Raw genomic sequence first — 13,155 nt, forward strand, 5'->3', positions numbered from 1 at the left:
ACCCACAACGCTCCTACCGTCGCCCCCATGATCAGCAGGCGGCAGTTCTCCCAGGCACTCGCCGTGGCCGGCCTGGCCGCACCCCTCGTCACCACCGCCACGGCGCACGCCACCCCCACCTGGGGCCCGGTCAAGCAGGTCAGGGCAGGCCTGCTCGACATCGGCTACGCGGAGATGGGCCCTGCGAACGGCCCCGTCACGATCCTGCTGCACGGCTGGCCGTACGACATCCACAGCTACGTCGACGTCGCCCCCGCCCTGGCCGCGCAGGGCCACCGGGTGCTCGTCCCGTACCTGCGCGGCTACGGCTCGACGCGGTTCCTGCGCGCGAGCACCACCCGCAACGGCCAGCAGTCCGCGCTCGCCGCCGACGTCATCGCCTTCATGGACGCCCTGAAGATCCGCCAGGCCACCATCGCCGGCTTCGACTGGGGCGCGCGCACCGCGTGCGTCACCGCTGCCCTCTGGCCAGAGCGGGTCAAGACGCTCGTGTCGGTCAGCGGCTACCTGGTCGTGAACCTCGAGCAGAACCAGCGACCGTTGTCCCCGCAGGCCGAGCTCGGCTGGTGGTACCAGTACTACTTCGCGACGGAACGCGGTGTGCAGGGCTACGAGCAGAACTCGTACGAGTTCAACAAGCTCATCTGGAAGCTGGCCTCCCCGCAGTGGAACTTCGACGAGGCCACCTACGCCCAGAGCGCCACGGCCTGGAAGAACCCCGACCACGTCGCGATCGTCATCCACAACTACCGCTGGCGCCTGCAGCTCGCGCAGGGCGAGCACCGCTACGCCGCCCTGGAGCGCAAGCTGCAGGCCAAGCCCGTGATCGGCGTTCCGGCGATCACGATCGCCAGTGACTTCGACGGCCCCAACAAGGACGGGGCCGCGTACCGCGGGCAGTTCAGCGGCCGTTACGAGCACCGCGTCCTCGACGGCATCGGCCACAACGTGCCGCAGGAAGCACCGGAGGCGTTCACGAAGGCGGTTCTCGACGTCAGCTAGGGCGTCAGGATCCCGCCTGCCTCCCGGCGGATCCGCAACGACGACGCCCGCGCGTCCCGCACGATCCGGCCGACGTCGTGCACCAGCCGCCCGCCGCGCTTGATGATCCGGCCGTCGGAGAACACCGTGTCGACGTTCGCCGTGCTCGCCTGCACCGCCGTCGTCTCGATCAACCCTCCCGGTGCGAGGTTGATGTCGTTGGCGCGCAACAGGATCACGTCCGCGCGCTTGCCAGGCGTGATCGACCCGGTGACGTCGCCGAGTCCCAGCGCGCGGGCGCCGTTCAGGGTCGCCATCTCCAGGACGTCGCGGAACCCCACCTCGGGCAGGCCCGCGGTGGGCGTGCCGGCCCACGGGATGCCGGTGTTCCAGACGAGCCGCATGGTCTCGAACACGTCCGACGGCGCGATCGACGTCGCGTCCGACGACAACGACACCGGCACCCCGGCCTGGCGGAACCGCAGCAACGCCGACCGCGGATCGCCCGAGGAGCCGAGCCGGAACTCCGAGTGCGGCGACCACGAGAAGCCCGTCCTGGTGCGGGCGACGATCTCCATGTCGCTGTCCAGCGCCGTGACGTAGTGGCACAACAGGGTTCGAGGCCCGAGCCACCCGCGCCGTTCGTAGTCGGCGGCGTCCACGATCCGCGGCGGCGCCTGACCGGCGTGGATCGCGACCGGCAGTCCGCGTCCGACCGCCGCGTCCATGTCCGCGAAGAACGCCGGTTCGGTGCTCTGCGACAACCCGCGCAGCGCCACCCCGAGGTGCACCAGCCCGAACGAACCGTCCGCGAAGTACTGCTGCCGCACGCGATCCACGTCCGTGAACGACATCGGCACGTCCCGAGGCATCTGGTCGACGTGCCCGTAGGAGAACCGTGCCCGCAGGAACCCGTCCCGATGCGCGCGCAGCTCGGCGTCGGCGTGCGCGGGCGACCGGGTGTTGTTGGACCAGTTGTGGACGGTCGTCACGCCCGCGTTCGCCAGCTCGGCGAGCCCGAGCAGCACGCTCCGGTACACGTCGACGTCCGTGTACAACGTGGAAGTGGCCCGCTTGGCCGCGAAGTAGGGGAATCCATCGGCCACGAAATTCCGGCCCAGCGCACTCCACATGTGGTGGTGGGTGTTGACGAAGCCGGGCATCACGATCATGTCGGTCGCGTCCACGACCTGCGCGCCGCGAGCGGGGAGGTCGGGCCCGACGGCGACGATCCGGCCGTCGTCGATCAGGACGTCCGCGCGCGGCAGCACCCCGAGCACCGGGTCGACGGTGATGACGGCACCGTCGCGGATGAGGTAACGGCGCCGGTTCGTGTCGGCGGTAGCGGGCATGGCCGACACGGCGAGTGCCGCCGCGCCCAGGGATTTCGTGAGGGTCCTTCGGTTGATCATGCGGCCTCCTAGGCAGGAAGGAGCCGTCATGCTCGCCCGGAGGTCAGGGGAGTGTCACGGGCGCGGAAAGCGGTTGCTCTGCCCGGTGCAGCGCGCCTGGCCGGGTGGGGGCAAGCGGTTGCCCGCCGCGATCAGCGCGCCTGGTCCAGCGGCCGCAGGTGCTTCGCCGAGCCGATCAGCTCGTCGATCTGCGGCCGTGCCGCCGCGAGCCTGCTCTCCTCGGTCGCCTGCCGCCGCACCACCTCGTCCACGTTGGACGCCTGCACCAGCAGCCCCGGCGAGACGATCCACCCCTCCGGCAGCGGCCGCCCCTTCGTGTGCTCGGCCAGCAACCACCCCGCCACCGCGCCCTTCAGGAAGTGCTCGGCCGACACCGTCGCGAACAGGTGCCCGTCCTTGACCCCCTGCAACGCCTTGGTGTCCAGGCTGAACGCCCCGGCGAGCCACGCCGCGCCCTTCTCCTGGTGCACCCGCGCGAGGTTGATCGCGTCCACGTCACCCGCCCCCAGCAACGCCACCGCGTCGGGGTTCGCGTCGGCCAGCCGCCGCCACGTGGCGAGGTTCGCGCCCAGGTCGCGCCCGGTGTCCAAAGGCCCGATCACCTGCAGCTTCGGCAACCGCTCCGCCAGCCGTTCGCGCAACCCCAGCGACCGGGCGTCCAGCGCGGGCATCGCCGGGGAGTTGCTGCCGATCACGACCTTGCCGGCGGAGTCGGCGGGCAGCCGCTCGACGGTCGCGTCCGCGAGCACGCGGCCGAGCTCGTAGTTGTCGTTCTCGATCAGCAGCCCCACGCCGCTGCCCGGCGCGATCTGCCCGCCCGCCACCGCGATCATCGGCACGCCCTGGTCGACCACCTGCGCCATCGGCTCTGCCACGAGTTCGGGGGCCACAGCGGACAGTCCGATGCCGCCCTTGGCGCGGGTGGCGAGGTCGCGCAGCAACGCGGCCTGCTTCAGACCGTCGTGAGTGTCCGGTCCCGTCGTCTCCGTCCGCACGCCACCGGAGATCGCCGCGCCCGCCCGGAAACCCTCGCTCATCTCCTTCGAGAAGTCGCGGCTGGTGTTCTGCGACACGAACCCGATCGTCGGCGGGTCATCGGACGTCTGCTCCCCGCCGCACCCGGCGATCAGCAAAACCGCAGGCAGGATCAGGAAAGCGGAACGGAACACGGTCAAACCCCATCAGTCGGCCGCCGGAAGCCGAGGAGGTTATCGCACAGCGGATCGAGGTGTCGGCTTGCGTGCGGTCCTTTGGCTGCGTACCAATAGCTACTTCGCAGGGAAGGCGGCACCGATGCTGTCCAACTGGGTCGAGGCCCGCACCACCGTGCAGACGACGGTCGTCAGTCTGACGGTAGGTCTCGCCGCGCTGGCCGGCCTCGCGCTCTGGACGAGCCTGAGCATGCAGCAGGCGGCCACGCACCTGCACGAGCTCACCGAGGTCAGCGACCGCTGGGGCGTCGTCGTGCAGAACGTCGACGTCGCCGACCACGCGCTCACCGACTACGTCCGCTCCGGCACGCCGATCATGAGCCAGCCCGTCGCGACCGCGGCCGGTGCCGCGGACGAGAGCCTGCGCTGGCTCAAGGAGAACGGCACTCCCGCGGACGTCCGCGCCGCCACGATCGTGAGCGACCTCTACGACGACTACACCGTGCTGTTGCGCGAAACCGTCATCGCCGCTGATCCCGTGACCACGCTGCAGAAGGCCGACCAGGCCGAGCTCACGCTGGCGTCGTTGCGCAAACAGCTCTCCACGGTCGTGCAGCTCAAACGCCTGGAGACGACGGACTACCTGCGTTCGGCAGAAATCCAGAACGGCAACCTGCGCACCGCCGCGCTCATCGCGTTCATCGTCGATCTGGGGCTCGTCGGGCTGTGCGGCGTCGTCCTGCTCGGCCACCGCCGCAAGATCCTGCGCCAGGCCGCGAAGAGTGAGCACGAGGCGATGCACGACGCGCTGACCGGGCTGGCCAACCGCACGTTGCTCACCCAGCACACCGCGCAGGCGATCGGCCGCAGCAACCAGACCGGCGACCCGCTCGGGCTGTTCCTGATCGACCTCAACCGCTTCAAGCCGATCAACGACACCCTCGGCCACGCGTTCGGCGACCGGCTCCTGCAGCTCGTCGCGACCCGTCTGACCAGCGCGGTCCGTGAGGTGGACACGGTCGCACGGCTCGGCGGTGACGAGTTCGCCGTGTTGCTGCCGTCAGTCAGCACGGCGGCGAACGCGCTGATCGTCGCCCAACGCGTGCACAAGGCGTTGGACGAAGCGGTCGACCTGGACGGACTCGCGGTCGACGTCGGGTGCAGCATCGGCGTCGCGCTCTACCCGACGGACTCGGCCGACGGGCACGAACTGCTCAAGCACGCGGACATCGCCATGTACGCGGCCAAGCGCGCCCGTCTCGGCACCGCCGTCTACGAGCCGGGCCTCGACGAGCACAGCGCCGCCCAGCTCACCGTGATCAGCGACCTGCGCCGCGCCCTCGACCAGGCCGAGCTCGTCCTGCACTACCAGCCGAAAGCGGACCTGCGCAGCGGCACGGTCTGCGGCGCCGAGGTGCTGTGCCGCTGGCAGCACCCGCGGCACGGCCTGCTCGGGCCCGACCGGTTCATCCCGGCCGCCGAGGAGACCGGGCTCATCGAACCGCTCACCCAGTACGTGCTCGACCACGCGCTGGCCCAGTGCCGCGCCTGGCACCTCGACGGCCGCGACGTGCCGATCTCGGTCAACGTCGGCGCGCAGTGCCTGCACGACCGGACGTTCCCCGAGCAGGTCTCCGTGCTGCTGGAACGCCACCGCGTGCCGGCGGACGTGCTGACGCTGGAGATCACCGAGAGCGCGATCATCGCCGACCCGCACCGCGCGAGCGACGTGCTGACCCGGTTGCGCGACCTCGGAGTGCGGCTCTCGATCGACGACTTCGGCACCGGCTACTCGTCCATCGCCTACCTGCGCACGATGCCCGTGCACGAGATGAAGATCGACCGCTCGTTCACGACGAACATGCGCTCGGACGCGTCCAGCGGCGCGATCACCCGCTCGTTGCTGGGACTCGCGCACAACCTGGAGCTGGAGGTCGTGGCCGAGGGCGTCGAGGACGAGGAGACGTGGAGCGTCCTCGCCGCTCTCGGCTGCGACATCGTGCAGGGCTACTGCCTGAGCAGACCGCTGCCCGCCGACCAGTTCGCCGACTGGTTGCGGGACCGGTCGCTCAAGGAACTGATCACTGCCTCGGACTAACGCTGACTAACGCTGACTGGCGAGCCGGTAGGCCGCCGCGCCGATCAGTTCCAGCGAGACCTGCAACCGTTCCAGGCTCACGTTGTCGCGGATCGTGTCCTCCGGGGTGTGGTAGATCGGTTCGAGGTTCGCCGGGCCGGCCTCGCCGCGCCAGCTGAAGTTCGCCGACGCCATGCCCTTCTCGTGGAACGGCACGTGGTCGCTCGACCCGCGCGCCACCGGCCCGTGCACCCTCGGGTCGTAGCCGAGTCGTTGTGCCGCAGCACGAACGGCCGCCGTGGTCGCGTTGTCGGCGCCGTCGACCGACAGCAGCCAGTACGCGGTCGCGGGGGAGTGGCTGGTGGCGACCATGTCGTTCTGGAACACGCCCTTGATCCGCGCGATCTCCTCGGGCGGCAGCTGCGAGACGTAGTGCCGCGAGCCGAGCAGTCCTTGCTCTTCCGAGCCCCACAACGCGAACCGCAACGCCTTGTGCGTCGGCAGGTACCGCAGGACGCGGGCGAGCTCCAGGCAGAGGACCGTGCCGCTGCCGTCGTCGTTGGCGCCCGGCGACCCCGGCACGCTGTCGTAGTGCGCGCTGACCATCACGACCCCGTTGTCACGCCACGGGAACGTCGCCGGGCGGTCCGCGATCACGTTGTAGGACGTCAGGTTCGGGTGGTGCGTGGTCTTGATCGTCAGCTCGCCGGTGCCCTGCGCGCGCAGCTTCTCGGTGTGCACCTGGGCGAGCCCGATCACCGGCACGGTGACGTTGCGGTCGAGCGTGGGGGAGAACGCGCCCGACTTGCTCGCGGTGGCGGAGATCCGGCCGAGGACCACGGCCACCGCACCCCGTTCGACGGCCGCGTGCGTCGGCGCGGACCCGGCCGGGGCGTTGACGTAGAAGGCGATCTTGCCGGTCAGGTCGGGCAACGCGCCGTCGGTGACCTCGACGAAGGGGGCCTTGACGGTGACGCCGAGCGCGCCGAACCGCGACGCCCCGGCCTGCCACCTGCCGTTGACGTCGGCGAGGTACTTGTCCGGCACGGTGAACGGCTGCGTCGTCACCTGGTACCGCAACGACTTCAGCTCGCGCACCAGGTAGTCGCGGGCCTTGAGCTCCGACTCGGTGCCGCCGATCCGCGGCCCGATCCTCTCGCTCAGCACCTTGAGGTGTTCCAGTGCCGTGCGGGCGCGAACCCTTGCCACGACGGGGAAGTCGCCGAGGTCGAGGTCCGGCAGGTGCGAGGCGCCCGGCCGTTGCTCGGTGGCCGCGAGCGCACTCGCGGGGTTGGCCACGACAGCGGCCACACCGGCCGCCGCCGCGAAGAAGTCACGTCTGCGCAAGTCGTCCCCCATCTCCCGAAGTCCTCAGGCGAACGTAGGCAGGCCGTCACTTCCGCGACAACCGACTAGTGGCTGGCTTTCACCAGGTGGTCGTCGGCGTGCTCCAGCACGAGATCCTCCACTTGGCGGCGTGCGTTCTGACGCGCTTTCTGCACGCACGCCATCAGTTGCGCGGCCAGGACCTCCGGGGCGAGGTCGCGGACCTCGGGGCTCAGGTCGATGCCCGTCGTGTGACCGTTCGAGTCGACCGTGACCGTGATGCCGCCGCGGGTCGCCTCGCCGCTGACCGCCGCGAGCAGCGAGACCAGGTCGAGGTAGCGGCGCTGCTCGCGTTCGGCCGCGGCGTCCCTGCCCTCCTCCCACCACGCGATGCGGCGGCGCAGCAACGCCCGCGCACCCTCGGGATCGGCCACCGGAACCGTCCAGGAACCCGACGCGGTGTGCACCGCGATGGCGTTCGCGTGCGCCGAGACGCGGAGGACGCGCGCGAACGAGACGCCGGCGTCGACGCGCGTGCCGTGCCTGGTGGTCCAGTCGACGCGGTCCGTGCCGATCACGAGGCGCGTGCCGCGGCCGTCGATCACGAGCGGGAACGACGTGGAGCCGAGTTCCAGCACCGGCGCGGAGAGCAGCGACCGGTGGGCCATCCGCGCGAGCGCGCTGGCCGAACCCGCGCCGAGCACCCCGGCCGCGCACAGGGCCTTCACCGCGATCGCCGCGCCGGGGCTGAGCCTGAGCGCGATGCCCGAGCCCGGCAGCACCCCGAGCACGAGTTGCGCGCCGGTCATCAGGGTGGTCGCGGGCAGCCACGAGTGCGGGTCGCTCAACCCGTTGCGGCGCAACCAGGTCAGCAACGCCCACGCGCAGGCCGCCGCGGCGACGGCTGGAATGGCCACCCACCACGGCATGATCCGCTGGCCCGCCGAGGTCATCCCGGCGAGCACGACGCAGACGATGCCGATGGCGACGGGCAGGACACCGGCGGAGAGCAGGAGCAACGTCCTCGTGCGGCGCCAGCGCGCGGCGAGCGCGTGGACGACCTGGGGATCGTTGATCAGAGGAATGGCGTGCGGGATCAGTGTCATGGGCACACCCCTGTCAGCTCTCCACCCGTCACCGTGTCGTGACGGGTGGGCCGACCAGGCTTCCCGGCTCACCGGGCATTAATATGCCGTAAATGTCCAGATCAGGCAAGCCTTGTCCACAGTGGACGGTCTAGGAGGCGGCTGCTTTCTGCCTCCTGCCAAGGAGAACGTCGACGAGCAAAAAGGCCAAAAGGCTGATCCCGAGCAGCGGTGCGAACCACCCGGCGACCAGCGCGCCGACGCCGAGCCCGATCAACGCGCCGCGCGGGGCCTTGCGCCACTGACCGCGCGGTGTCGGCCGCCCGAAGCCGCTGGTCGGCCTGCGCTTCCACCACATGCGGTAACCGAGCACGACCAAAGCGACCAGTCCGCCGCCGATCAGCAACAGCAGCAGCTGGTTGGGCCAGCCGAACAGCACGCCCATGTGCGCGTCGATGCCCCAGCGCGTCAGCTTCGCGCCGAGCGGGAAGTCGGCGAACCTGAGCTCGCTGATCACGTTGCCGCCCTGCACCGCGACCGCGTCGCCCTGCGACGGCAGGCCCTTCTCGATCTCGGCGACCTTCCACGCGCCACCGGCCTCGACCGGCAGGCTGATCTCGACGCCCTTCGCGTCCAGGCCCGCGCCCTTCGCGGCGCCGAACACCTCGTCGATCTCGCCGTGCCCGCCGGCGGACGGGGTGGGCGTGGTCGTGCCGTGGTCGCCGTGGCTCTCGCCGTCGCCGGTCATCTTCAACGTCGGCGTGCTCCAGCCGACCGCCGTGCGCAGCATCGCGACGTTCTCGCCCGCGTACGCCGACCAGGTGAGGCCGGTGGCGGACAGGAACAACGCGCCCGCGAGCACCCACACGCCGATCAGGCCGTGGGTCTTGATGCGCTTGCTGTTGCGGGCACGGGAGATCCACAGCACCAGGCCGCCCAGAGCGACCACCCACAGCCACGACGCGGCGAGCTCGCTGTAGAGGCGGCCGGGTTCGCCGAGCATCAGGTTGCGGTGCAACTGGTCCAGCGTCGTGCGCAGCGGCAGCACCCCGCTCGACCCGTAGACCACGAGGTCACCGGTGACGCGTCCGGTGCCGGGGTCGACGAAGACCGCACGGCGTTCGGACTCGCCCAGGCCCTTCTCGGCGAACAGGACCCGCGTCGTGGCACCGGGTTCCGGCGCCGGGCGGACCGCGACGAGCTCGCCCTGCGGTGACGTGGCGAGGGCGGCGTCGACCTGGGTGGACAGCGGAAGTTGTTGTGCGGTGGCGGGAACGCGCAGCTGGTCGGAGTAGACCCACGACTCCAGCTGCGGGGTCAGGGCGTACAGGACGCCGGTCAGCGCGGCGATGAGGATGAACGGGCCGACGAGCACGCCGGCGTAGAAGTGCAGGCGCATCAAGAGTCCCCGCCACGCGAACGATGTGCGTGACGGAGCGGCTGTGGTGGTCATGGCGCTCCAAATGGGCGTGAACAGGGGCAGGACCGCTCGGGTGAGCGGACCTGTGAAGGGACCTTCAGACCTGTTCAGCCGGGGGACCGCGCCACAGCGGCACGGTCAGGACGACCGCGGCGGGCGCGGCCGACGGCGTGCAGACGCCCAGGGGAGCGCTGGCGGGCAGCGCGGTGAGCCTGCGGGGGAGCGCGGCCGCGATGGCGCGGGCGAGCGTGAGCACCGTGCGTTCGGCGGCGGCGAGCACCGCGACCGTCACCGCGGTGGCGAGCACGTGCGAGGTGAGCATGCGCGCCGGCTCGGCCTCGTGCACGTGCCGGAACGCGGCGAGCGACACCAGGACGTGCATGGCGAGCTGGCCGCCACCGATCAGCAGGAGCAGCCGTTGCCACGTCAGCTCGTGCTTCGCGAACCCCGTCGTGGCCCACGTCAGCAGCGCTACCAGCGAGAACACGAGTCCGGCGTCGGGCAGGTGACCGTCCGCGCTGGAGTGCGCGAGGACCGCGAGCGAGCCGTTGACCACGCCGACGGCAGCACAGCGCGCACGGCGCAGTGGAGCGGTCGGCAGGGTCATGACCAGGAGCTTAGCCGGGAAATTGGTCGAAACCAGCCCTACGGATGGCGTACGAGATTGGTTCAATGTCGACGTGATTTCGTACCGCACTGATGTCAGCGGCCTCACCGAGGCCGACCTCGCCGGGTTCTTCGTGGGCTGGCCGGTGGCGCCGTCCGCTGCCCAGCACCTCGCCGTGCTGCGCGGGAGCTACCGCGTGGTCGTCGCGTGGTCCGGGTCCGAGGTCGCCGGGTTCGTGCACATGATCAGCGACGGCGTGCTCACGGCGTTCGTGCCGTGGCTGGAGGTGCGGCCGGCGTTCCAGGGGCAGGGCATCGGCTCCGAGCTGATGCGGCGGATCGTGGCCGAGGCCGCCCACCTGTACTCGGTGGACCTCACGTGCGACGAGGAGCTGCGGCCGTTCTACGAGCGGCTGGGGATGAGCGCGCTGACCGGGATGGGGCTGCGCAACCGCACCGCGCTCTAGATGCCTTCGAGGTCCAGTGTCTGCTGGTGCGGGCCGCCGGTGAACGAGCTGGTGAGCAGTCCGGCGCTGCGGCACCGGCCGCACGTCACCGGCGAGGTCGTCGCCTTGAAGCGGGTGAAGTCCCAGCTGCCCGTGCCGACGTGGCAGCCGGGGCCCGGCACCTCGAGGCCCAGCCAGCCCTGCAACCGGACCGCGTGCACGACGTCCGAGCCGTCGAGGTAGCCGTTGAGCCGCCCCGCGAACCGGTTGCGCGCCTCCTGCGCGGGCGCGCTCAGTGCCTCCTGCAAGACCGAGATGCCGTTCATGACCCCGATTCAACCTCACGTGGGCGCGTCGAGGCGGGCACCACGCCGCTCCAGCACGGTGAGGCTCCTGGCGCACCACTTCACGTTGTCCCGCTCGAACGACAGACCCCTCAGCAGCGTCAGGTACGGGCCGACGCGGTCCGCGGTGGCCAGGAAGTCGTCCTCGGCCTTGCCGTTGAGGAGCTTGGCCTTCAGGCGTTCGTAGCGCTCGATCTTCGCCTCGGCCCACTGCTTGCGCTCGCGGATGGAGGCCTTGACCGCGTCGAGGTCGCCGGAGTCCGCGGCCAGCACGGCGACCAGCAGCTCGTCGCGGATCGCGGTGGGTTTGTGCTGCTGCGCGGTGAACTTCGTCAGTTCGCTCGCGCCCTTCTCGGTGAGCGTGAACAACCGCTTGTTCGGCCTGCGTTCCTGCTCGACGGTCCTGGCCGTGATCAGCCCGTCGGTCTCCATCCGGTCGAGCTCCCGGTAGAGCTGCTGCGGCGTGCAGATCCAGAAGTTCGCCACGGCCGCGTCGAAGGTCTTGGCGAGGTCGTAGCCGGACGCCTCACCGTCGAGCAGGGTGGCCATCACGGCGTTGCGCAGCGACATACCGGCAGGTTACGGTGCCTCGGGATAGTCAACAAGTTGAGTATGCGAGGTGGGCTGTGAACGCGTTCCGCAAGGCCGTCGAGGCGCGCGACACCGAGGCGATGGCCGCGTGCCTGGCCGACGACGTGGTGTTCACCAGCCCCGTCGCGTTCGCGCCGTACCCCGGCAAGGCCCTGACCGCCGCGATCCTGCGCGGCGTGATGCGGGTGTTCGAGAACTTCCGCTACGAGCGCGAGATCGTCGACGGGGAGAACCACGCGCTGGTGTTCCGGACCGAGATCGGCGGCAAGGAGATCCAGGGCTGCGACTTCCTGCACCTCAACGCCGACGGGCTGATCGACGAGTTCACCGTGATGGTGCGGCCGCTGTCCGGCGCCCAGGCCCTGTCCGCCGCGATGGCCGCCCAGTTCGAGCAGATCAAGGCCGAGGCGATCGCGGGTTAGGCCTTCTCGTACACGCTGACGTGCCGTCTGCTGTCGGCGACGAACGGTTCGTTCAGCCAGCCCGCGTGCCTCTGCCGCAGGGACAGCCCGGCGATGCGGGCCATGAGGTCGAACTCGCCGGGGTACGAGAGCCGTTGCCTGATCGCGCCGAACCGGATGCCGTCCGCGCCGATGTGCACGTGGTTCTCGTCGAGGATCTGGGTGACGGGGTCGTAGCGGTTGACGTCGAGCTCGACGTGGTCGATCTCCACCTTCTCCACGTCGACGTACTGGTGGCGTTGCCGCGCGGCCCAGCTCGGCACGCCGCACTCGATGACGAACACGCCGTCGTCGGTGAGGTGGCGCGCCGCGTTCTCGAAGCAGCGGACCTGGTCGTCCTGGGTGAGCAGGTTCGTGATGGTGTTGAAGACCAGGTACACCAGCGGGTACGTGCGGCCGGTGCCTTCGGTGGACATGTCGCCGAGGACGACCTCGACGCTGTCGCCGCCCGGTTTCTCGCGCATTCGCGCGACCATGTCGGGGGAGAGCTCGACGCCGTCCACGTGCACGCCGGATTCCTTGAGCGGCAAGGCGATGCGGCCGGTGCCGATCGCGAACTCCAGCGCCCGGTCGCCGAACCGCCGGAGGAAGCGGACCGTGTCGGCCTCGTCGCCTCTGAGGTCGTCGTCGTAGGTCTTCGCTGTTTCAGGGCCGAAACTCGGGTTGAATCCCTTCACCTGACCCACGCTAGGACCCGGCGCCACCGATTATTCCGCGCAGCAGCTCGAGATCGTGCAGATCCCGTTCGCGCGGCTGGTAACCCTGGTGGAAGTGCAGTTGTTGTGCCGCGGACAGGCAGCGGACGGTCGTGCCGAGGATCGTGCCGGTGACGAAGCACGCCGCGGGGTAGCGGAACGGCTCGCCCGGCGTCAGCGAGGACTGCTCGGCGCTGCCGTCGTCCGCGAACCGGAGCGGGTGCAGGTCGATCTCGCGCGGTCCCGGTCCGGTGAGCACGAACCGGACGGGGCGCCAGGAGAGCGTTTCCACGAACCCCTTCCGCTGGAGGGCTTGGAGGATCCGCGGTTCCTGCTCCTCGCGGTGCAGGAGGTCGAGGTCGGCGTGCGGCCGAGTCTGCCGGCCGAGGAGCGCGTCGACGCCCCAGCCGCCGCCGACGTGCACGTCGAAGCCGTCGAGCGCGTTCAGGATCTCCAGCACGTCTTCCCCGGTCATGCCCGACAGCGTGCAAGTGAGGCTCGCGCTCCGCCACCGGGTTTCGCTAGGTTGGGGTTCGTGCCGGACTTCAAGCTGCCGCTCT

General features: G+C 70.3%; 14 protein-coding genes. 4 read left to right on the top strand and 10 right to left on the bottom strand.

Features of this window, described 5'->3' with window-relative positions:
- The first annotated feature begins 27 nt into the window (after positions 1–27).
- A complete protein-coding gene (locus ACQEU1_RS43555) occupies positions 28–1,002 on the top strand; it encodes an alpha/beta fold hydrolase (RefSeq protein ID WP_433216233.1) in 975 nt (324 codons plus the stop codon).
- On the opposite strand, the gene ACQEU1_RS43560 is transcribed toward ACQEU1_RS43555, so the two are convergent.
- Positions 999–2,393, bottom strand: coding sequence for an amidohydrolase family protein (locus tag ACQEU1_RS43560; RefSeq protein ID WP_433216236.1), 1,395 nt, complete (start codon positions 2,391–2,393; stop codon positions 999–1,001). The genes ACQEU1_RS43555 and ACQEU1_RS43560 overlap by 4 nt on opposite strands.
- 131 nt (positions 2,394–2,524) lie before the next feature.
- Complete coding sequence (locus ACQEU1_RS43565) at positions 2,525–3,562, bottom strand: sugar ABC transporter substrate-binding protein (RefSeq protein WP_433216239.1); 1,038 nt, start codon at positions 3,560–3,562, stop codon at positions 2,525–2,527.
- A gap of 124 nt (positions 3,563–3,686) precedes the next feature.
- Between ACQEU1_RS43565 and ACQEU1_RS43570 the strand changes: the two genes are divergently transcribed.
- Positions 3,687–5,642: a putative bifunctional diguanylate cyclase/phosphodiesterase gene (locus ACQEU1_RS43570; RefSeq protein WP_433216242.1), complete on the top strand. Its 1,956-nt coding sequence runs from the start codon at positions 3,687–3,689 to the stop codon at positions 5,640–5,642.
- Positions 5,643–5,648: 6 nt separating this feature from the next.
- Here ACQEU1_RS43570 and ACQEU1_RS43575 read toward each other — a convergent pair whose 3' ends face one another.
- From ACQEU1_RS43575 to ACQEU1_RS43590, 4 genes are all read right to left on the bottom strand, one after another.
- Entirely contained in the window at positions 5,649–6,980 is a 1,332-nt protein-coding gene (locus tag ACQEU1_RS43575; RefSeq protein ID WP_433216245.1) for a M28 family peptidase, read from the bottom strand.
- A gap of 53 nt (positions 6,981–7,033) precedes the next feature.
- Positions 7,034–8,053 (bottom strand): YbaB/EbfC family nucleoid-associated protein, encoded by a 1,020-nt coding sequence (locus ACQEU1_RS43580; RefSeq protein WP_433216248.1) that lies wholly within the window; start codon positions 8,051–8,053, stop codon positions 7,034–7,036.
- Positions 8,054–8,183: 130 nt separating this feature from the next.
- Positions 8,184–9,431 carry a PepSY-associated TM helix domain-containing protein gene (locus tag ACQEU1_RS43585; RefSeq protein ID WP_433216251.1) on the bottom strand — a complete coding sequence of 416 codons (1,248 nt, stop codon included), beginning with the start codon at positions 9,429–9,431 and terminating at the stop codon, positions 8,184–8,186.
- Positions 9,432–9,549: 118 nt separating this feature from the next.
- Positions 9,550–10,059, bottom strand: coding sequence for a hypothetical protein (locus ACQEU1_RS43590; protein WP_433216254.1), 510 nt, complete (start codon positions 10,057–10,059; stop codon positions 9,550–9,552).
- Between the two features lie 73 nt (positions 10,060–10,132).
- Here ACQEU1_RS43590 and ACQEU1_RS43595 point away from each other — a divergent pair, with 73 nt between their 5' ends.
- Positions 10,133–10,525, top strand: a complete 393-nt coding sequence (locus tag ACQEU1_RS43595; RefSeq protein ID WP_433216257.1) for a GNAT family N-acetyltransferase — start codon at positions 10,133–10,135, stop codon at positions 10,523–10,525.
- Here ACQEU1_RS43595 and ACQEU1_RS43600 read toward each other — a convergent pair.
- Positions 10,522–10,830 (bottom strand): hypothetical protein, encoded by a 309-nt coding sequence (locus ACQEU1_RS43600; RefSeq protein WP_285631591.1) that lies wholly within the window; start codon positions 10,828–10,830, stop codon positions 10,522–10,524. The genes ACQEU1_RS43595 and ACQEU1_RS43600 overlap by 4 nt on opposite strands.
- Positions 10,831–10,845: 15 nt before the next feature.
- Positions 10,846–11,418 (bottom strand): PadR family transcriptional regulator, encoded by a 573-nt coding sequence (locus ACQEU1_RS43605; RefSeq protein ID WP_433216261.1) that lies wholly within the window; start codon positions 11,416–11,418, stop codon positions 10,846–10,848.
- 56 nt (positions 11,419–11,474) lie between these two features.
- On the opposite strand from ACQEU1_RS43605, the gene ACQEU1_RS43610 reads away from it, so the two are divergent.
- Positions 11,475–11,861: a nuclear transport factor 2 family protein gene (locus ACQEU1_RS43610; RefSeq protein ID WP_433216264.1), complete on the top strand. Its 387-nt coding sequence runs from the start codon at positions 11,475–11,477 to the stop codon at positions 11,859–11,861.
- Here the strand turns inward: ACQEU1_RS43610 and ACQEU1_RS43615 are convergent.
- Complete coding sequence (locus ACQEU1_RS43615; protein WP_433216267.1) at positions 11,858–12,577, bottom strand: class I SAM-dependent DNA methyltransferase; 720 nt, start codon at positions 12,575–12,577, stop codon at positions 11,858–11,860. The two genes, ACQEU1_RS43610 and ACQEU1_RS43615, sit on opposite strands and share 4 nt — an antisense overlap.
- A 10-nt stretch (positions 12,578–12,587) precedes the next feature.
- Entirely contained in the window at positions 12,588–13,070 is a 483-nt protein-coding gene (locus ACQEU1_RS43620; RefSeq protein WP_433216270.1) for a nucleotidyltransferase domain-containing protein, read from the bottom strand.
- Positions 13,071–13,155 lie beyond the last annotated feature (85 nt).

It is taken from the genome of Lentzea sp. CA-135723 (genome assembly GCF_050936595.1).
Taxonomy (GTDB): domain Bacteria; phylum Actinomycetota; class Actinomycetes; order Mycobacteriales; family Pseudonocardiaceae; genus Lentzea.